We start from the raw sequence: 20817 nt of genomic DNA on the forward strand, positions 1-20817 counted from the left end.
GATGCGGCTCCGGTCAACGACGATCGCGACAGTCTATCCGAGCGCGTAGCCGTCGCGCACGACGCTCATCGCCGCGGTGCACCCGCTTCGTCGCCGACCTTCCTCACGACCATCTCGCCCGCCTTCACCGGCCGGCCGTCGTCGTGCCGCAGTGCGAGCTTGCGGATCGCGCGCCCCGTCTGGCGATCGACCAGCACCGAATGCGGCTCGCCTCGCGCGAACAGGTTCGCCTCGCCCCACTGCCGCAGCATCACGATCACCGGAAACAGCCCCTCGCCCTTTTTGGTCAGCGCGTACTCCTGATACGCGCTGCCGTCCGACGCCGGCACGACGTCGAACACGCCCGCGTCCACCAGCATCCTGAGCCGGTCGGACAGGATGTTGCTCGCGACGCCGAGGCTTGCCCGGAAATCGCCGAACCGGCGCACCCCGTCGAACGCATCGCGCACGATCAGCAATGCCCAGCGATCGCCGACGATATCGGTCGCCCGCGCCACCGGGCACGGCGAATCCGCAAGACTTTTCTGCCTGGCCATGTCCCTCTCCGCAATCGCGCCGGCCGCCTTCGCGGCAACACCGGCCATCCGTGCACGGACATCTCGCCCGCCGCACAACAGGTTGCATTTTAAAACTACTTTTCCTACACTCACACAAGTTTCAATTTGCAACTACTTTGCACGAGGAAACCCATGGAGTCTTCCTGTCATTCCGGCACCGTTGCATCGAACGCATCTGCGCATGCCGCACATCCGGCCGCTGTCGGCAACCTGTCCACGGCGCGCGTCGCGTTGCTGGCCGTCTGCAGTGCGGCCAGCGTCGCGAACGTCTACTACGCGCAGCCGCTGCTCGACTCGATCGCGCGGGATTTCGGCGTGTCGCAGGCGTCCGTCGGCGGCGTCATCACCGCGACGCAGCTCGGCTGTGCGCTCGCGCTGCTGTTCGTCGTACCGCTCGGCGATCTGCTGAACCGCAAGCGCCTGATCACCGTGCAGCTTCTGCTGCTGACGGCGGCCTGCATCGGCGTCGCCGCATCGTCGACGCGCATCGCGCTGCTGGCAGGAATGGTCGCGGTCGGGCTGCTCGGCACCGCGATGACGCAAGGGCTGATCGCGTGCTCGGCCGCGCTCGCGGGCGCCGGCGAACGCGGGCGCGTGGTGGGGGCCGCGCAAGGCGGGGTCGTGGTCGGGTTGCTGGCCGCGCGTTCGCTGGCCGGCGTCGTCACCGACATCGCGGGCTGGCGAGCCGTCTATCTGGTATCCGGCGCGCTCGCGATCGCGATGCTCGTCGTGCTGTTGCGACTGTTGCCGGACGAAAACGGGCCACGCGAGCGCATCGGCTACGCGGCGCTGCTGCGATCGATGGTGTCGCTGCTGCACCGTGAACGCGTGCTTCGCGTGCGCGGCGCGATCGCGCTGTTGATGTTCGCGGCATTCAGCATCTTCTGGAGCGCGCTGGTGCTGCCGCTGAGCGCACCGCCGCATGCGATGTCGCATACGCAGATCGGCGCATTCGGCCTCGTCGGCGCACTGGGCGCGGCCGCCGCCGCCCGCGCGGGCCGGCTCGCGGATCGCGGGCGCGGCGAAGCGACGACCGGTGTCGCGCTCGCGCTGCTCGCGTGCTCATGGTTGCCGCTCGCGTTCGGCGCTACGTCGATTGCATGGCTGATCGTCGGCATCGTGCTGCTCGATATCGGCGGGCAGGCCGTCCACGTCGTCAACCAGAGCATGATTCTCGGCGCGCGGCCCGACGCGCATGCACGCCTCGTCGGCTGCTACATGCTGTTCTATTCGGTCGGCAGCGGGCTCGGCGCGATTGCCTCGACGATGATGTATGCGCGCGCCGGATGGACGGGCGTCTGCGTGCTCGGCGCGGTCGTGAGCGTGGCGGCGCTCGGTGTCTGGGCCGCCACGCTCAGGCGTGCGTGATGCGTGCCGGTGCCGCGCGTCGCGTGGAGCGGGCCGGCCGGCGCGCGAACCGGCCGCGTATGCGCGCCGGTTCGGCTTCGGCTTCGGCTTCGGCTTCGGCTTCGGCTTCGGCTTCCGGTTCGGCTTCGGCTTCCGGTTCGGCTTCCGGTTCGGCTTCCGGTTCGGCTTCCGGTTCGGCTTCCGGTTCGGCTTCCGGTTCGGCTTCCGGTTCGGCTTCCGGTTCGGCTTCCGGTTCGGCTTCCGGTTCGGCTTCCGGTTCGGCTTCCGGTTCGGCTTCCGGTTCAGCGCGCAGGTTGCGCGCCGCGGGCGCTCAGCCTGCCGCCTCGATCGCCTCTTCGTACACGCCGGCAACGCGCCGCGCGATCACCGCGTTGTCGAAATGATCGCGCGCATAGCGCTTGCACGCAGCCTCGTCGGGCAGCGTGATCGCACCCGACAGCGCGGCTCCGAGCCCTTCCGCGATCGCGTCCGCGCCCGTGGACGGCAGCACGAGATCGTCGGACAGCCCGGCCACCGCTTCCGGCAGCCCGCCGACCGGCGTGACCAGCACGGGCGTGCCGGACGCGAGCGATTCGACGGTGATCAGCCCGAAGCCTTCGAGCGCGACCGTCGGCACGACGCTGACCGTCGCCGCGCGGTACAGCGCCGCGAGATGGTTGTCGGGCACGAAGCCGAGCAGCTTCACGTTGTCCTGCAGTCCTGCCGCATCGATGCGCTGCTGCAGTTCCTCGCCGATCTTGCCCTTGCCGGCGATCAACAGCAGCACGTCCGGGTGACGGTGCTTGAGGAGGCCGATCGCGTCGATCAGGTCCTCCAGCCCCATGCGCCGCACGAGCCGGCGCACGGCCAGCACGATCGGCCGGTCCTGCGGCAGTTGCAGCTTGTGCCGCGCCTCGCCGGGCGTGAGCGGCGTGTCGAACTGCGCGGTATCGACGCAGCCGGGAATCACGCGCACGCGCGACGGATCGATGCCGTAGCGGTTCGTCAGGATCTGTCCGAACGCCTGCGACAGCACGATCAGCCGCGACGAACGCGTATAAACGGTCTGTTCGAGATAGCGCTTCGCGCGCTGGCCGAGCGACGCGGCACCCTCGACCTGGCTTTCGTCGGCCCACGGCCCCTGGAAGTGCGACACCTGCGGAATCCCGCGCGTGACGTCGAGGCCCGGAAACGTGTACAGCGCGAAGTGCGACGAGATCACATCCGGCCGCTCGCTGCGGATCTCCTCGCGCAGCGCGCGCCGCGCGGCGAGCATCCGCCGTGCGAGCGGCTCCGATGCCGGGCCGAAGCCCTGGATCGCACCGCCCGTGTCGTCGGCGACCTTCGGCGAGCCGGCGACGAGCCCGCGCACCTCAACGCCCGCGCCCGGCAGCGCGCCGACGAGCGAGTAGTACATCCGGTCAAGGCCGCCCGCACGTTCGGGGAACCAGTGCATGCCGATCTGCAACGATTTGATCGGCCGGGAAGAGTGGGACATTACGATTGCTCCTGCGTCACTGCATGCTCGACCCGCTCGAAGGCGGACGGCTGCGTGGGTTGGCCGATGCGCCGGTAAAGCGCCACATACTGGGCGCCCATATGCGCCCAGCCGAAACGGGTCATCAGTTCGCGGGCTGCTTCGCCCATCGCGCGACAGGTGTCGCGCGATGCCGCGAGCGAGCCGATCGCCTGCGCGAGCGCGGCCGGATCGTCCGGGTCCTCCAGCACGATCCCGCATTCGCGCGTGATGATTTCCGCGCCGCCCGCCGTGCGCGCCGTGACGACCGGCAGTCCGGCCGCCATCGCCTCGAGCAGCGACAGGCTCATCGCTTCATAGCGCGACGGGAACACGTAGGCGTCGACCGAGCGCATCAGCGTCGGCATGTTTTTCACGAGGCCGAGGAAATGCACGCGCGAATCGATGCCGAGCGCGCGCGCTTCTTCCGGATACGGGCTGCCGGGCAGATAGCCGGCCACCGCAAGGTGCACGTTCGCCGGCAGCTTCGTCAGCGCCTTCAGCACGGTGCCGAGGTTCTTGCGCGGCGTGCGCAAGTCGCCGACGAACAGCAGCAGGAACGCGTCGTCCGGCAGCTTGAACGCCGCACGGTCGGCCTGCGCACCGGCGAACGCGCTGCCGTCGACGCCGTTGTAGATCACGCTGATCTTGCGGCTGTCGATGCCGAGCCCGGCGATCTCGTCGGCCACCTTCTGCGACACGGCCGTGATCGCGCGCGACCGCTTGTACGCCCAGCGCTCGAGCGTGGTGTTCACGCGCGTATAGACGTACTGGTAAGCCGACCAGATTCCCTTCGTCGGTCCGAACGGATAGTACGGACTCTTGAACCAGCCGCCGTGCACGAAGTGCGCGGTATTCACGTCGGCCTTGATCCACGAGATGAAGCCGTTCACGTGCAGCACGTCGTATTCGTCGCGGTGCGCGCGCAGCCAGGCCGCGCTCTTCAGCGCGAACACCTGCTGCTTGACGAGATTCGACGGCCAGAAGCCGCCGACCTTCACGGGCACCCAGCGCACGCGCGGGTCGGCCAGCAGCTCGGGCGCGACGTGCGACGCGACCAGCGTGACCTCGTAGTTCTCGGCCAGCGCCGCGCGCGCGATTTCGTAATTGACGCGGCCTTGCCCGTCGTTATGTCGCACGACGTGCGTGACGATCGCGATTCTCAATGGTCGCCTCCCCGTGAACGCGCGGCGGCCAGCAGGCGTTGTGCCTTTTGCCAGTGCGCCGCGGCTAGTATCGAAAAAATGGCTGTGAACATCAGCAGGCCGCCCGTGCCGATCAGCGAGTTCGTGAACACGAGCATCGCGAAAGTCGACAGGCACAGGCTCAGGCACGCGCCGACGAACTTGTCCTTGCGCAGCTTGAACGCGGCGCGCAGCGTGCGGCCGAACAGCATCACGACGCCGGAGAGGTACAGCAGCGTGCCGGGCCAGCCGAGCACGAACGGCACGTTCATCACGCCGCTGTCGAAGCTGCCGTACTTGCCGAGTTCGCCGCTGTCGCTCGACAGCTTCGTGGACGCGCCGGTCGCGCCCATCCCTTCGCCGGCGACGTCGGTGAACGCCGTCTGCGCGAAGGTGGCGTAGAACTTGTTGCGGTCGTCGTAGCTGCGGTCGTCCTTCAGGTTCGTGATCGACTGCAAACGCGCGCCGAGACGATCGGCCACCGGCCCGACGGTCAGGAGCGGCACGCACAGCCCGACCAGCACGACGCCGCTGATCAGGATCCGCATCCGCACGCGGTTGTTCGACTGCGCGAGCTGGATCGCGAGCGCGATCACCCAGCCGCCCCACGTCGAGCGCACGAGACACAGTGCGAACGACACGAAGCCGGCCGCCCCCGCGAACCAGCGGATCTTCTGCGGCGCGGCGAACACGAACACCAGCGCGCCCATGATCGCGAACGCGAACGGCCCGGACGAGTTCATCGTGCTGAACACGCGCACGCCGTACGGTACCGGCTCGCCCTGCGAACCCATGTCGGAGCCGATCATCCACAGCACGTCCCACTGCGGCATCACGAAGTACTGCACGACGCCGTACAGGCCCATCACGAGCATGCCCCACATGAACGTGGACAGCAGCACGTCGCGGTACTCGGGATAGTCGCGCGCGTTGACCATGATGTGGAAACCGATCAGCACCGGATACACCCAGTTCGCCAGGTCATAGGTCGCGGCCATCACGCCGCTCGACACGATCCCGACGAGGTACGCGTACGTGAGCCCGAACAGCATCAGCAGGATGGGGATCCCGCGTCGCTGCGCGAGCACGCGGTAATGCCGGATCAAGCCCAGGCCGGCGATCATCGTCACCGCGAGCGGCGCGACCTGGATCAGGCTCGTCGGCGTGAACGCGCCCTTCGACCAGTCGGCGAGACGCCGCACTTCCGGGCTCAGGAACCACACCCACCACATGAAGCCGACGTAGCGCGCCGGACTCTTGAAATACAGCCAGATGCCGACGGCAATGGCCAGCACCGGAAACGCGAGCGTCAGCACCTTGCCCTGGTGAATGGCGATCAGCGCGGCGGTAAACGTCCACAGCCCGGCCTGCCCGACCCAGTGCTTCGGCTCGGGAAGCCAGCTGCGGTTGCGCGACGGTGCGCGTTCGGCGGCAATCGTACTCATCGATCCGCTCTCAGCGCGACGACGGTCGCGAATCCGCGAGCGGCATCGCGAGGCCCGCAGCCGCCGGCGTCCGGCGCCGGCGCAGCATGTCGCGCGTGATCCGCACGTGCTGCTCGGCGAACGCCTGCGTGGTCAAGTCGCGTTCGCGCAGGCACGCGGCGGCGGCCCGCGCGCAACCCAGCGCCGCGACCGGATCGGCCGCGAAGCGATCGGCGGCCTGGCGCATCGCCTGCGCGTCGAACGCCGGCACATAGGCGGCCGTATCGTGCGGGAAGTAGTCGCTGAGCCCGCCGACGTCGGACACGATCATCGGCTTGCCGACAGCAGCCGCCTCGAGCATCACGGTGATGCCGGACGCATGAAAGTTCGGCCGCAGCGGCACGACGATCACGTCCGCCCATGCGTACAGCTCGTGCTGCTTCGCGAGCCCCGACGCCGAGCCGATCTTCACGTTCGGTGCATGCCACTCGCTCGGCACGCGGCGCCGTGTCGCCAGCCGCACGTCGTAACGCTCGTCGCCGCCGAACGCGGCGAGGAAGGTGCGCCAGTCGCGGTCGCGGTCGTTGCCGATCGCCGCGATCCGCAGCGGCCGGTTCGGTTGCCATTGCCGCGGCTCGGTGATCGGGAAGTCCTGCGTGTTCAGCCCGTAGTAGACGAACTCGGCTTCGCGGCCGAGATAGCGGCGGCACAGGTCGGCGTTGTCGCGGGCAAGCGTGGTCAGCGCGTCGGCGCGCGCGATCAGCTTGCGGTACAGCCAGCGGCGCGGGCCGCCGAAGCTGCCCCACTTGTCGAACAGCCACACGCTCTGGGCGAGCAGCAGCGGACGTTTGCCCTGCGCGCCGGCCAGCTTCAGGATCAGCGAGGCCGCAAGGTGCTCCTGCTCCGTATGCGTCCAGATCACGTCGGTGTTCAGCAGCGCGGCACGATTGCGCCACGCATGCACGACGTCGAAGCCGAGCGCCGCCTTCAGCGCGCGACGCGCGAGGCCGACGACGCGGCTCTCGCCGCCGTCCTGAGAATAGGTCAGCCGGAACTCGTCGGATTCGGCATGGTGATAGCCGTACAGGCAGCCGATGTTCTCGCCTTTCCGGTAGGTACGCGGATCGGCGCCGTAAAACAGATGGACGTGGACCTTGGTTGCAGTCATTCGAGCCCTTCTCCGGGTTCGGCCGCGCGGTGTTGCGCGCGCAGCTCGTTCAAGACGTCACCGGCGGCATCGCCGCACGATGGGGGGCAAGGTTCGCGCGGCGGGCATCGCGCGCGCCGCGGCGCACCGCGCGCCAGTGCTCGCGGATCCGCTCGCGCTTCGCCGTATGCAGCGACAGCAGCACGTGCGCGAGGCCCGGGTAGACGCGCGTACCGACCAGCGTCCACCACCACCACGCGATCTCGCGCCGCACCGGCGGCAGATGCTCGCGCAGGATCAGGTGCAGGTTGTACGCGCCGTTGCTGATCGCATTCAGCGACGCGGCATCGCGCCGGTCGTCGTCGAAGCGCTCGGCCGGAAAATGATCGACCGCGATCGCCGGGTCGTAGACGAGCTTCCAGCCGTCGCGCTGCACCTGCATGCTGAAACCCATGTCGTTGTGCACCTGCGCACCGGCACCGCGCAGCCGCGTGTCGAAGCGCAGCCGCTCGATCGCGGCACGGCGGTAGCTCATGTTCGCGCCTTTCAGCATGTCGACCTCGCGCAGGCCGCCGACGCCGAGATGATGATTGCCGACGATCTTGCCGGACAGCGTGAGCTGGCCGACGAGTTCGCGCGATTCGTCGAGCACGCGCCCTTTCTCGTGCACCCAGTCGCGCCCGCCGACCGCGCCCACGCGCGGATCGGCTTCGAATGCCGACTCGACGCGGGCAAGCCAGTCGGGGTGCGGCGCCGCGTCGTCGTCGGTGATCGCGACGATGTCGCCGTTCGCCGAGTCGAGCCCCTTGTTCAGCGCGGCGACCTGGCCCGGCACGTCGACCGGCACGATGCGCAGCGGCAGCGCACCGCCGACCGCCGGATCGGCGAGCCGTTCGTGCGTGGCGTCGTCCTCCGGGCGCGCGACGACGATCACCTCGTCGGGCAGCCGATGCTGCCGCTGCAGCGCCAGCAGGCAGCGCGCGAGGTCGGCGGGACGCCGATAGGTCGGAACGAGCACGGAAATTTTCATCGTTGGTTCTCCTGTCGACCGGGCAGGCGGTGTGCGCCGCCAGCCCGGTTACGTGCGATGCCGATCAGGCGCTCAGGTATTCATGCACGGCCGCATAGCCGCGGCCGTAGCCGCGCGCCTTCGGCGGCACGCCGTTGAAGATCCCGCCTTCCAGGTCGACACCCGCGGTGCGCAGGCGCTTGATCGCGTCGGCGATCTCGCCTTCGGTATGCATGCCCGAGCGCAGCACGAGGAACGTCGAGCCGGCCATGCGGCCGATGAGGGTCGCGTCGGTCACCGCCAGCACCGGCGGCGAATCGATCAGTATCACGTCGTAGCGCTTGCCGAGCCCTTCGAGGTATTGCGGCAGGCGCGGCGACATCAGCAGTTCCGACGGGTTCGGCGGGCGCGTGCCGGCCGAGATGAACGACAGGCCCTGCACCGGTGTTTCGCGCACGGCATCCTCGAGCGGCGACTGGTCGCTCAGCAGTTCCGACAGGCCCGGCTGAGAGGTGAGGCCGAAGTAGCGGTCGAGCAGGCCGCGACGCATGTCGGCGTCGATCAGCAACACGCGCTTGCCCGAATGCGCGAGCAGCACCGCGAGGTTGACCGCCAGGAAGCTCTTGCCGATGCCGGGCGTCGGGCCCGTCAGCACGATCACGCGGTTCTTCGCATCCATCATCGCGAACTGCATCGCGGTGCGCAGGCTGCGCAGGCTTTCGACGCTGAGGTCCTTCGGACGCAGGCTCGCGAGGATCGGCCGCGCACGGCCGCCGCCCTTTTCTGCCGCGGCGTCGAGCTTCACCTGCTCGGCGCTTTGCGGCACCAGCCCGTACAGCGGCAGGTTGAACGCGCGCTCGATGCGGTCGGGATCCTCGATGCCCTGGAACATGTTGCGACGCAGGAACACGACGCCCGTGCCGAGAATCAGGCCCAGGAACACGGCGGCCGACAGGATCAGCACCTTCTTCGGCTTGACCGGGTCGCCCGGACGCAGCGCCGAATCGACGAGGTGGATGTTGCCGCCCGTGCCGGCCTTCTGCACCGACAGTTCCTGCACGCGGTTCAGCAGCAGCACGTAGATGTCCTCGGCGACCTTCGCGTCGCGCTGGAGCTGGACGGCCTTCACTTCGGTGGCCGGCAGGCTGCGGAAGCGGTTGCTGAACTTGTCCTTCTCGCCCTGCAGCTCGGCGAGCTGCTGCTTCGCGGCGATCACCATCGGATGCGAATCGGTGAAGCGCTGCGCGAGCGACGCGAGCTGCAGGCGCTGCGCGGCGATCTGCTGCTCGTACTGCACGCTGCCCTCGAGGTAGACCTTCGCCTCGTCGCTCGCGTTGATCGAGCCCGACGTGCGCTGGTACTGCGTCAGCGCGGCTTCCGCGCGTTCGAGGTCGGACTTCAGGCGCGGTTCCTCGCCCTTCAGGAAGTCGAGCATCTTGGTCGTTTCGGCCTGCTTCGCGACCACGTGCTGGTTCAGGTACGACTGCGCGAGCGCGTTCGCGATCGCGGCAGTCTGGTCCGGGTCCTTGCCTTCGAGCGAGATCTGCACGACGCCCGTCTGCTTGCCCTGCTCGGTCACCTGGATGCCGGTCTGGAAGCCGCTGATCGCGTCGAGATCGTTGTAGCGGACCACCGTGAACTGCGTGCCGGGGCGTGCGACGAGCTGCTTCACGAGCAGTGTCACGCCGCCGCCCTGCGCCGCTTCGCCGACGCGGCCCGACAGCAGCCGGGTACCGTTCTCGTCGACGATCGAATAGGTGTCGTTCGGCCCGGCCGTCAGCGTCAGTTTCTTGCCTTCGAGCGCGGGCACGACGCTGATCGAATCGACGTCGGCGACTTCCCCGCCCCACGCATACGATTTCAGGCCGAGCCACGGGCGAGCCGGCGTGCCCGGCGTCGCGACGCGCGCGGCGAGGCTGCCGAGCAACGGAATCGTCTTCGGCACGACCGAGAAGTTCAGCTTGAACTGCTCGACCACCGGTGCGACCACGCCGCGGCTCTTGATGATCTCGATCTCCGCGTCGGTCTGCGCCTGCTGCGGACCGCTGTTGATCGTCGCACCGGTCTGCGTCTGCGTGAGCGCCTGCGACGTGTTGTCGTTGCTCTCGACCCGCACGTGCACGTCGGCCTGATACACCGGCTTCGCGATATAGCAGTAGAGGCCGGCGAGCGCGATGACCGTCACCGCGATGCCGAGCAGCAGCCAGATGTCGTCCATGATCACCTGGAGCAACTGGCCGAGGACGACGTCCTCTTCCTCGGTTTTCACGGACAGATCCGCGTAGGAGTGTTTCGCTTGCGTGTTCACCATTCGTTCCCGCTTGAGTGGTGCCGGGGCGGAGGCGCCGCCCCGGCGGGCTATCAGCGCGTGATTTGCCGCATGTAGAAGATCGTCTGGATCGTCGGCAGCACCTGCTGCAGCACACGGTTGAACTGCACCGAGCTGGCCGTGCTGACGTAGACCACGTCGAGCGGCTGAAGCGGGAAACGGCTCGACAGCATCAGCGCATCGGGCTGGGTCATGTCGAGACGGAACACTTCAGGCTTCGTCGGGTTGTCGCGCATGCCGCGCATCACGTAGATCTTGCGCGGGTTCGCATCGGTGTCGAGGATGCCGCCGCCGGCCGTCAACGCGTCGGCGATGGTCAGCTTGCCCTTGAGCATCGGCACCGTGACCGGCGTCTTGACCTCGCCCATGATGAACACGCGGCTGTCGCTGCGGTCCGGCACGTTGACGATGTCGCCCTGCTGCAGCATCACGTTCTGCCGCACTTCGCCGCGGTCGAGCACGCCGTTTGCATCGAGCGTGTAGAGCTTGCCGTCGCGCGTCAGGCGCACGCGCTGCAGGTCGGCGTCGGTGGTCGAGCCGCCCGAGCGCGAGATCGCGTCGACCAGCGTCAGCGGCACGTCGCTCATCGCGAGCGGGCCCGGCGTCTTCACTTCGCCCGTCACCTGCACCTTCTGGCTGCGGAACGACAGCACGCGTATGTCGAGCTGCGGATTCTTCACATAGCGCGAGAGACGCGTGGCCAGCTCGTCACGGGTCTGCGCAATCGTCTTGCCCGCCACGTGGATACGGCCGACGAACGGGAAGAAGATCGTGCCGTCGGAGGCCACCGTCTGGCCATAAGGATCGGCTTGGCCCGGCAGCGACGACGAATAGGGCTGCTGCAGCGCGCCCGCGATCGTCTGCGTCGTGTTGCCGCCGCTCGAGAACGACTGGCCCTGCGGCGTCGTCAGCTCCGGGTGGTCCCAGACGGTGACGCCGAGGATGTCCTGCGGGCCGATGCGGTACACGTATTGCGACGGATCGGTATAGCGTGCGGGCGGCAGAGGATGGTCGACCTGCGCTTTCTGCAGCTGGTCCATCACCACTTTGGCGTCGATGTAATGAACCGGATAGGTTTCAGCCGCTTCCTGGCGGCCTTCGTCCTTCAGGTTCGACGAGTCGAGGTAGTTGCCGGGCGCGGTTGCACAGGCTGACAGGAAAGTCGTCAGCGCGACGGCAAGCGCCACCGGGCGCATCGGGCGTTTCAGCATAGTTTCTGTAGCCATCCTTGAACCAGACGTTCGATCTGCGAGTAGCTCTCGCGGTAATCGGCCTCGGGGCCGCCGTGCGGATCGGCAATCTCGGCGCCTTCCCACTTGCCGAGCAGGTGGACCTTGCCGCGCGCGAACGGATCGACCGCTTCGACGGCGGCGATCTGTCCGCGCTCGCTCACGAGAATCAGGTCGGCGTCGCGCACGAACCGGCGCGACAGCCGCCGCGAGCGGTGGGTCGTCGCATCGACGCCGCGCTCGGCAAGCAGTCGCCGCATCACCGGATCGATGCCGTCGCCGTCGTTCGCATGCACGCCGGCCGAATGGAACGTCGGGCGCGGGCCGCCGCGCGACGCGGCGTGGGACTTGAACAGCATTTCCGCGGCCGGGCTGCGGCAGACGTTTGCGTGGCAGACGATCAGGATGTTCCGGAACATGGCGTCTCGTAACGAGTGACGGGAAAAAGGGTTACGCGCTCGCGGGCGCAGTGCCAGGCACACGGGCGGCGACAGCCTGGCGCGAGCCCGGCCGGCCGATCGGGTGGTATTCGATGCCCTGCTCGCTCATCGTCTCCGGCTCGTACAGGTTGCGACCGTCGAAGATCACCGGCGCTTTCCACAGGCGGCCGAGCGCGACGAAGTCGGGGCTCTTGAAGATCTTCCATTCGGTGACGATCACGAGCGCGTCGGCATCGCGTGCGGCGTGCGCCTCGTCGTCGACGAAGCTCAGGCGCTCGAGCCAGCTCGGGTGATCGGCGAGATCGAGCGCGATCACGCGGCGCGCTTCCTGCTGCGCGACCGGGTCGTACGCGGCGACGCGCGCCCCGCGCGACAGCAGCTCGGCGATCAGCTCGCGGCTCGGCGCTTCGCGCATGTCGTCAGTGTTCGGCTTGAACGCGAGGCCCCAGATCGCGAACGTGCGGCCGGTCAGGTCGTCGCCAAAGCGCGCGATGATCTTCTCGGCGAGCACGCGCTTTTGCGTGGCATTGACCGACGACACGGCCTTCAGGATCTGCAGCGCCTGCCCGTGCTCGTCGGCCGTGCGGATCAGCGCCTCGACGTCCTTCGGGAAGCACGAGCCGCCGTAGCCGCAGCCGGCATACAGGAAGTGATAGCCGATACGCGGGTCGGAACCGATCCCGCGGCGCACCGCCTCGATGTCCGCGCCGAAGCGGTCGGCGAGGTTCGCCAGTTCGTTCATGAACGAGATGCGGGTCGCGAGCATCGCGTTCGCCGCATATTTCGTGAACTCGGCCGAGCGCACGTCCATGTACAGCGTGCGTTCGTGGTTGCGGTTGAACGGCGCGTAGAGCTTCTTCATCAGCTCGCGGGCGCGCTCGCCCGGCACGTCGTCGTCGCAACCGATCACGATGCGGTCCGGCCGCGTGAAATCGTCGACCGCCGCGCCTTCCTTCAGGAATTCCGGATTCGACACGACCGAGAACATCTGGTCGCCGCCGCGCTTCGCAAGCTCTTCCGCCACCGCCGCGCGCACGCGCTCGGCCGTGCCGACCGGCACCGTCGACTTGTCGACGATCACCTTGAAGCCCGTCATGTAACGGCCGATGTTGCGTGCCGCCGCGAGCACGTATTGCAGGTCGGCCGAGCCGTCCTCGTCGGGCGGCGTGCCGACCGCGATGAACTGCACGTCGCCGTGCGCGACCGCGGCCTCGATATCGGTCGAGAAGCGCAGGCGGCCCGCCGAGCGGTTGCGTGCGATGACTTCCTTGAGGCCCGGCTCGTGGATCGGCACGCCGCCGTTGTTCAGGACGTCGATCTTTGCCTGGTCGACGTCGAGACAGAACACGTCGTGCCCGATGTCGGCGAGACAGGCGCCGGTGACAAGACCTACGTAACCGCTGCCGATGATAGTCAGATTCATGATGTGTCGGACCTCGTGACCAATGATTCGAAATTCGTTAAACCGCAATGCCTGCGTGGCGCGATCTCGGTATTCAGTACGCGTTGCTGCCGGTGAAGCCTTTCCAGAGCGTCAGCACGACGATCTTGATGTCGAGCCAGAACGACCAGTTCTGCATGTAGTACAGATCGAGCTTCACGCGTCCCATCATCTTCTCGATCTGGTCGGTCTCGCCGCGAAAGCCGTTGATCTGCGCCCACCCGGTGATGCCCGGCTTGATCCGGTAGCGGAACATGTAGCCCTTGACCAGATCCTTGTAGATGTCGTCGTGCGCGAGCGCATGCGGGCGCGGGCCGACGACCGACATCTCGCCCTTCAGCACGTTGATGAACTGCGGCAGCTCGTCGAGGCTCGTGCGGCGCAGGAACCGGCCGACCGGCGTCACGCGCGTGTCGTTCTTCGTGGCCTGCGTCACGTGCCCGGCCACTTCCTGGTGCACCTTCATCGAGCGGAACTTGTAGATCTCGAACTCGTGCCCGTCGATACCCTTGCGCTTCTGGCGGAAGAACACCGGCCCGCGCGACGTCAGCTTGATCAGGCCGGCAATCAGCACCATCACCGGCGCGAGCGCCGTGAGCGCTGCCAGCGCGAACAGCCGGTCGAACACGAACTTCGGCAGGATCCGCACATCGGTGATCGGCGACGCCGCGAGGTTGATCGCCGGCACGCCGAGCACCTCGACCACTTCCTGGTTGAAGAACGACAGCGTGCGCACATCCGGGATGAAGCGGATATTCACGAAGTCGTGGCGGAACACCGTCACGATCTGGTGAATCCGGCGCTCCTCCGTGATCGGCAGCGTGAGCCACAGCTCGCTGATCGCGCGGCTGCGTACCAGCCACACCAGCGATTCGAACTGCCGCTCGATACGCACGTCGTCGAGCGCGACCTCGCCCGGCGCTTCGCTTTCGTCGTACACGCACACCGGGTTGAAACCGGCTTCCGGCCGCGCCCGCATCTGCGCGATCAGCCGCCGCGCCGCCGGCGTACCGCCGACGATCGCGACCGCCTTCAGGTTGTAGCCGCCGCGACGCAGTTGCCGCAGCACGACGTGCACGCAGGCCTTCGAGCCCGCGAGCAGCGCCATCGTCACGACCGCCCAGTAACCCAGCCACATCCGCGACAGGTCGCCCGACTGGTGGAAGCTGAAGCTCATCAGGATGCCCGCGAGCTCGACCACGAGCCACGCGAACGCAACCCGGCCCACCAGCCCGACGAGACGCTTGCCGCGCCACGACTGGTAAATGCCGATGGCCGGAAAGAACACGACGACGAGCAGGCAGTCGAACAACACCGTCGTGCGCTGCAGGTCGTTGAGCCAGATACTGCCGCCGTGCAGTGCGGCAGCGATCAGTGCCCCCGCCACGACCATCGCGATATCGATGACTCTCGCCAGCACGCTCAACATGTCTGCATCCTCTTTGAACAGGCGTTTGCCGAACAGCTCCTTGTGCGACCCGTGCCGCACATTCGATTCAAACGTTGCATGACGCTATTGAAGCGGTAAGAAAATTTCTCCTCAAGCGCACAAGTATTTCGAAAAATAATCGGAAATTCTTGCTGAGAAGTTTTTGAATTAAATCGGCAGGTTTTCCCGAAATGCTCAGAAATCGGGAATTTTTCGGAAGCTTTACGATTTCCGCTCACCCTTTGCCGACGGTCAAGACCAGCCGATTCACGGATTTATTTTTTAATTTTTTATTTGCATCGGATGCTAGCGCGGAAAATTTTTCCCAATGCATGCCTGGCGAATATCAGGCAATGGACCCGGTTTTATTGTCGATTTACTTCATGCTACAACGACAGGCACTGACTTCAACCGTGGAGAGTGTCACCATGAATGCTCCGGCCGTGGCTGCCGAAACGCGCCATTCTTCTTCCGCCGCACCCGCCGCCGGCACGCGCGTCGCCGTGCAACCGGTGATTCTCGCCGGGGGCTCCGGCACGCGCCTGTGGCCGATGTCGCGCGAACGTTTTCCGAAACAGCTGATCGGCTTGCTCGGCGAACATTCGCTGCTGCAGTCGACCGCGCTGCGCCTCGACGGCCTGGCGGTCGATCATCCGCTGGCCGACGACGTGCTGATCGTATGCGGCGAGGATCACCGCTTCACGACCGCCGAACAGCTGCGCCTGACCGGCAAGTCCGCGTCGATCATGCTCGAGCCGATCGGCCGCGACACCGCGCCCGCGCTGACGCTCGCCGCGCTGCGGCTCGTTGCCGACGGTAACGATGCGGTGATGACCGTGATGCCGGCCGATCATGCGGTCGCCGACCTGCCGCGCTTCCACGCGGCCGTCGCGGCCGGCGTGCACTGCGCGATGCAAGGCAGGATCGCGACGATGGGCATCGTGCCCAAGCACGCGGAAACCGGTTACGGCTACATCCGCATCGGCGCGCCGCTCGGCGACGCCGCGACGGGCCGCCTCGACGTGCGCCGCCTCGATCGTTTCGTCGAGAAGCCGCATCTCGAACTCGCTCAGCAGTACGTCGCATCGGGCGAATACTGGTGGAACAGCGGGATCTTCATCGTGCGCGCGTCGGTGTGGCTGAAGGCGATCCGCCAGCTCGAACCCGCGATCTACGCGGCCTGCGAACAGGCCGTCGCCCAGGGCAAGGCCGATGGCGATTTCTTCCGCGTCGATCGCGATGCGTTCGCCGCGTCGCCGTCGAACTCGATCGACTACGCGGTGATGGAGCCGCTCGCGAGCCTGCCGCAACTGTGCGAGAGCGTCGTCGTGCCGCTCGACGCGGGCTGGTCGGACGTCGGCTCGTGGGATGCGATCTGGCAGATCTCGTCGAAGGACGAAGCCGGGAACGTCGGCCGCGGCCACGTGCTGCTCGAAGGCGCGGAATCGACGTTCGTGCATTCGGAAAGCCGGCTCGTCGCCTGCGTCGGCACGCAGAACCTCGTCGTCGTCGAAACCCCCGACGCCGTGCTCGTCGCGGACAAGTCGCGCGTGCAGGACGTGAAGAAAATCGTCGGGCGCCTCAAGGCGCAACGCGGCGCGGAAGCCACCGACCACCGCAAGGTGCATCGCCCGTGGGGCCACTACGACTCGGTCGACACGGGCGAACGCTTCCAGGTGAAACGCATCGTCGTGAAACCGGGTGCGCGACTGTCGCTGCAGATGCACCACCACCGCGCCGAACACTGGATCGTCGTGCGCGGCACCGCGCGCATCACGCGTGGCGACGAAACGTTCCTGCTGTCCGAAAACGAATCGACGTACATCCCGCTCGGCGTGTCGCACCGCCTGGAGAACCCGGGCAAGATGCCGCTCGAGCTGATCGAAGTGCAATCGGGCGCGTATCTCGGCGAGGACGACATCGTCCGCTTCGACGATACCTACGGCCGCCAGTAACGCATCGTGCGCCCGGGGCGCCGCTTTGACGGCGGCGCCCCGGGCGAGGCAGGCATGGACAGACGGGACTTCCGCGCGGGCGTCGTGGCACACGACGGCCCGCGCGTTTCACCGGTACGGCGATCAGCCTACGCGGTACACGTATTCGCGACGCTCCGGCTGCACCGGATCGTTGCGGCTTTCGGAGAGCGTGCTCGCGTGACGCTCGGCAATGAAGCGCTTGATGTCCGACTCCGCACGCGCGAGCGCGGACAGGCCGGCCAGCACCTCGCCTTGCGGGTCGCGCGCCGGTTCGTCGCTCGCGCCATGGCGATCGATCCACTGACGTGCCCAGTCGAGCGCGAACTGCTCGGCTTCCTCGGCATCGGTGAAACGCGGGCCGATGAGGCCCGAGCGCTCGACGCGCCGCTCGTCCTGCGAAATCTCGGCCCACGCGCGGAACATCAGGTTCTGCACGGGCTGCGCGATGCCGCAGATCGTATAGCCGCGATATTCGTCGACTTGCGGCTCGGCCGCGGCGAAGCTCGCCGACGAACCATGCGCATGGCGCAGCTCCACCGACCGCGCACCCGGCACCACGAACGACGCATCGGACTGCCGGACTTCGGCGTCGTCCGGCATGGCCGTCTGCGACGCACCTTCGCCATCCCAAACGTTTGCGTGCGCGACCGGCAATTGCCACGACTCGGGGTTCTGCCAGAACACACCGCGCAAGCGATCGTTGTCGGGCACGGGCTCGGCACGGCGCGCGGGCACGACCGCCTCCGGCGGCGGCGGGATATAAGCGAACGCGCGCCCGCTGAACTGGGTCAGCACGTCGATCATCTGCAACAGCGTGCCGGACGCCAGCCATTCCTCGTAACGGCGACGGCACGTCGGCCCGGACGGATAACGACCGGGCAGCTTCGACCAGGCTTCACCGGTCGTCAGGATCCAGAGCACCGCGTTGGCGACGACGCGCGGTTCGGCACGCGGACGCCCACGACGATTCAGCCGGATGGGTTCATCGGCGATCAGCGTTGAAAGACGAACCCACTCTTCATCGTTAAGCTCATCGAAGAACATAGTAGATCTCTCCACGCAGCCAGGCCGGGGCTGCGATTGGCGGCGCCGTCGCGACACATCGCGTCGCGGGGCGGCCAGGTTGCACATTATGGTTATCCGGTGTTGTGCATGCCGGCGCGACACCGCACTTTCACGGTGCCGCCATTCCCGGCAATGGCGCACAAATCCCGGTCTCACTCCAATGTGGGAATTTTTGTGCACGAAGCATACCATCCCTAGGGTTTATCTCAATATGACAATGACTTAATGTTACGCACTGAAACAACCTGCCAAGGGTGCGTAATGTATTTACGCTTGAATTTTTTTGCGAGATCTTTATGCCCGCAGCTGCAAAGGCCCGCCAGGCGGGGCTCTACAGCGTCTGAAGAATACCCGCGAATGGGCATTTTCGGGCTACTCCGACCCCTGTCGGCAACAATCCCGCGCATTGCTGCCCAACATCGGTAAATCAGGGAAAAAATAGTAACGAGATATTCACGAATCGGTAAATCATTCGAATTTCGCCGATTTTAATTATCTCCGTGCACAATCTTTTTATTGTTTCTCTGCGAGTGATGAAAGCACGGTGACGCACGATGCACATTTTTCGCCACACGCAAACTCGTGACGTCTGTTACATCTTCGCGGCGGCAGGCGAGCGATAGCGCCGCAGCGCGTGCGGGAATCTTGTTTCGGGTCGGAACGGAAAAATGGAAGCCGGTGCGCAGGGTGTTCCGGACGTGCAGCGGACGCGTCAGCGCAGATCGCCGGCCAGCGATGCGGTCACGTCCGCGTCCACGCGCCGCGCCGGCATCGTGTAGGCCGGGTGATCGCAGCCGATCGACAGCGCCGCCCCGCCCTTGAGCGCCGCGCGCATCGGCGCGCCGAGCTCGAAGCGCACGAAGTGCACGGCCGACGTCTTCTCGGCGTTGTCGCGCTCGAGATCCTCGTCGGCGATCGCGTAGATGCGCTCGTGCCCGTCGACCTGCAGGTACACGCGATCCTCGACACCGATCAGCCGCGCGAGCGCCGCGCGCCGTTCGATCTCGTGCTCGTACTCGATCTGCATCGTCGCCTTCAGGTTCGTGCCGTCGGGCACGAGCGGCAGATACGCTTCCAGCTCCCCTTCGATGCCCGCCTGGTCGAAGATCTTCTCGATGTGCAGCATCTCCTGGATCTGATAGCGGATCGTCGTCTCGTCCTCGAACAGGAAGCGCAGGTGGTTGCCAAGCGCCACCGCGCGGCGGCGCTTGTACGCGACGAGCCGCGCGTGTTCGGCCGTGCGGATCTTCGCGTACGCTTCGAGCGTCAGCAGGGAGTCGCGGGTCAACGTCATGGGATGTCCTCGTGGGTCGGCCGGCGGCGGCTCAGATGCCGTACGCGCGGCGCAGCAGCGTGAGCGGATGCGCGAGCGGCGCGGACGGCAGCCCCTTGTCGTCGATGCCCTGCACGATGTGATGGCCGGCCAGCGCGCAGTCCGACGACACGAAATCCGGCTGCGGCTCGGCCATCGCCTTGAACACGGGCCCGCCGATCCGCATCGCATCCGCATGAAACTCCTTCTTCACGCCGAACGTGCCCGCGTGGCCCGAGCAGCGCTCGACGACATTCACGCGCGTATCGGGCACGAGCGACAGCGCGTCGGCCGTCTTGCGGCCGATGTTCTGCACGCGCGCGTGGCACGGCACGTGATACGACACGGTGCCGAGGCCCGTCTTGAAATCGGTTTTCAGCAACCCGTCGCGATGCCGCGCGATCACGTATTCGAACGGATCCCAGAATGCGTCGGCCACCGCGCGCACTGCTTCGTCGCCGGGGAACATCAGCGGCAGCTCGCTCTTGTACATCAGCACGCAGCTCGGAATCGCGCTGATCAGCGCATAACCTTCGCGCGCGTAGCGTTCGAGCACGGGCAGGTTCACGTCCTTCTTCGCGGCGACGCCGGCGAGATTACCCTGCTCGAGCAGCGGCATCCCGCAGCAGGCTTCGCGCGTGACGAGCTCGTAAGGGATGTCGTTGTGCGCGAGGATCGCGAGCAGGTCGTGGCCGATGCCCGGCTCGTTGAAGTTCACGTAGCAGGTCGCGTAGATCGCGACCTTGCCGGGCGTGCGTTCGCCGTCGCGCACGGGCAGGCCGTCCGAGGGCTTCGCCGTGCGCCGGAACTTGCGCGGCGCGAATTCCGGCAGCCACGCATGGCGATCGACGCCGAGCGTCGCTTCGAGCGCATGGCGCGCGGACGGCGTGCGGTTCACCGCGTTCACTGCCTGCGTGACGATCGGAATGCCGGCGAAGTGGCCGAGCGCGTCGGTGTTCGACAGCACCTTGTCGCGCAACGTCGCTTCGCCACGTTTGTAGCGCGCGGCCTTGCCGCGCAGCATCAGGTGCGGGAAGTCGACGTTCCACGCGTGCGGCGGCACGTACGGGCATTTCGTCATGTAGCAGAGGTCGCACAGGTAGCACTGGTCGACGACCTTGCCGAACGCTTCTTTCGGCACCTCCTCGATATCGCCCATCGGCGTGTCGTCGACCAGGTCGAACAGCGTCGGAAACGCGCCGCACAGTGACACGCAGCGCCGGCATCCGGCGCAGATGTCGAACACGCGCGTCATTTCCGCATCGATCGCGGCCGGATCGTAGAACGCATCGGACTGCCAGTCGAGCGGATGCCGGGTCGGGGCTTCGAGACTGCCTTCCTTGTGGGGCATGGGGCGCTCCAGCGTGGCGCACATGCGCGCCAGCGCCGCCCGCGCGATGCGGGCAGCGATG

16 protein-coding genes are annotated in these 20817 nt (G+C 66.8%); 2 read left to right on the forward strand and 14 right to left on the reverse strand.

Annotated features, from left to right (window positions below):
- Positions 1–65: 65 nt before the first annotated feature.
- Complete coding sequence (locus tag ACPTTF_RS28230) at positions 66–536, reverse strand: winged helix-turn-helix transcriptional regulator (protein WP_423369097.1); 471 nt, start codon at positions 534–536, stop codon at positions 66–68.
- A 153-nt stretch (positions 537–689) separates the two neighbouring features.
- On the opposite strand from ACPTTF_RS28230, the gene ACPTTF_RS28235 reads away from it, so the two are divergent.
- Complete coding sequence (locus ACPTTF_RS28235; protein WP_423369098.1) at positions 690–1925, forward strand: MFS transporter; 1236 nt, start codon at positions 690–692, stop codon at positions 1923–1925.
- Positions 1926–2235: 310 nt separating this feature from the next.
- Here the strand turns inward: ACPTTF_RS28235 and ACPTTF_RS28240 are convergent, their stop codons facing one another.
- The 10 genes from ACPTTF_RS28240 to ACPTTF_RS28285 form a co-directional block, all read right to left on the reverse strand.
- Positions 2236–3402 carry a glycosyltransferase family 4 protein gene (locus tag ACPTTF_RS28240; protein ID WP_166954215.1) on the reverse strand — a complete coding sequence of 389 codons (1167 nt, stop codon included), beginning with the start codon at positions 3400–3402 and terminating at the stop codon, positions 2236–2238.
- Complete coding sequence (locus ACPTTF_RS28245; protein ID WP_423369099.1) at positions 3402–4586, reverse strand: glycosyltransferase family 4 protein; 1185 nt, start codon at positions 4584–4586, stop codon at positions 3402–3404. The genes ACPTTF_RS28240 and ACPTTF_RS28245 overlap by 1 nt, the downstream gene beginning before the upstream one ends.
- The gene (locus tag ACPTTF_RS28250) at positions 4583–6049 is read right to left on the reverse strand and encodes an O-antigen ligase family protein (RefSeq protein ID WP_166954219.1); all 1467 of its coding nucleotides are present in this window, start codon (positions 6047–6049) and stop codon (positions 4583–4585) included. The genes ACPTTF_RS28245 and ACPTTF_RS28250 overlap by 4 nt, the downstream gene beginning before the upstream one ends.
- A gap of 10 nt (positions 6050–6059) precedes the next feature.
- Entirely contained in the window at positions 6060–7196 is a 1137-nt protein-coding gene (locus ACPTTF_RS28255; RefSeq protein ID WP_423369100.1) for a glycosyltransferase family 4 protein, read from the reverse strand.
- Positions 7197–7245: 49 nt separating this feature from the next.
- The gene (locus ACPTTF_RS28260) at positions 7246–8205 is read right to left on the reverse strand and encodes a glycosyltransferase family 2 protein (RefSeq protein WP_423369101.1); all 960 of its coding nucleotides are present in this window, start codon (positions 8203–8205) and stop codon (positions 7246–7248) included.
- A 64-nt stretch (positions 8206–8269) separates the two neighbouring features.
- Positions 8270–10495: a polysaccharide biosynthesis tyrosine autokinase gene (locus tag ACPTTF_RS28265; protein WP_166954224.1), complete on the reverse strand. Its 2226-nt coding sequence runs from the start codon at positions 10493–10495 to the stop codon at positions 8270–8272.
- Between the two features lie 50 nt (positions 10496–10545).
- A complete protein-coding gene (locus ACPTTF_RS28270) occupies positions 10546–11724 on the reverse strand; it encodes a polysaccharide biosynthesis/export family protein (protein ID WP_423369898.1) in 1179 nt (392 codons plus the stop codon).
- Positions 11718–12161, reverse strand: a complete 444-nt coding sequence (locus ACPTTF_RS28275; RefSeq protein ID WP_166954226.1) for a low molecular weight protein-tyrosine-phosphatase — start codon at positions 12159–12161, stop codon at positions 11718–11720. Before ACPTTF_RS28275 ends, ACPTTF_RS28270 begins: the two co-directional genes overlap by 7 nt.
- A 31-nt stretch (positions 12162–12192) precedes the next feature.
- Complete coding sequence (locus ACPTTF_RS28280) at positions 12193–13605, reverse strand: UDP-glucose dehydrogenase family protein (RefSeq protein WP_423369102.1); 1413 nt, start codon at positions 13603–13605, stop codon at positions 12193–12195.
- 73 nt (positions 13606–13678) lie between these two features.
- Positions 13679–15052 (reverse strand): undecaprenyl-phosphate glucose phosphotransferase, encoded by a 1374-nt coding sequence (locus ACPTTF_RS28285; RefSeq protein WP_166954230.1) that lies wholly within the window; start codon positions 15050–15052, stop codon positions 13679–13681.
- 428 nt (positions 15053–15480) lie between these two features.
- Here ACPTTF_RS28285 and ACPTTF_RS28290 point away from each other — a divergent pair, with 428 nt between their 5' ends.
- Positions 15481–17007, forward strand: coding sequence for a mannose-1-phosphate guanylyltransferase/mannose-6-phosphate isomerase (locus tag ACPTTF_RS28290; protein ID WP_166954232.1), 1527 nt, complete (start codon positions 15481–15483; stop codon positions 17005–17007).
- Between the two features lie 123 nt (positions 17008–17130).
- On the opposite strand, the gene ACPTTF_RS28295 is transcribed toward ACPTTF_RS28290, so the two are convergent.
- From ACPTTF_RS28295 to ACPTTF_RS28305, 3 genes are all read right to left on the reverse strand, one after another.
- Complete coding sequence (locus tag ACPTTF_RS28295) at positions 17131–18072, reverse strand: transposase (RefSeq protein ID WP_423369899.1); 942 nt, start codon at positions 18070–18072, stop codon at positions 17131–17133.
- A gap of 733 nt (positions 18073–18805) precedes the next feature.
- Complete coding sequence (locus ACPTTF_RS28300) at positions 18806–19387, reverse strand: DUF3501 family protein (protein WP_423369103.1); 582 nt, start codon at positions 19385–19387, stop codon at positions 18806–18808.
- A 31-nt stretch (positions 19388–19418) separates the two neighbouring features.
- The gene (locus tag ACPTTF_RS28305) at positions 19419–20756 is read right to left on the reverse strand and encodes a heterodisulfide reductase-related iron-sulfur binding cluster (protein WP_423369104.1); all 1338 of its coding nucleotides are present in this window, start codon (positions 20754–20756) and stop codon (positions 19419–19421) included.
- Positions 20757–20817 lie beyond the last annotated feature (61 nt).

Source organism: Burkholderia crassaminum (assembly GCF_964265005.1).
Lineage (GTDB): Bacteria > Pseudomonadota > Gammaproteobacteria > Burkholderiales > Burkholderiaceae > Burkholderia.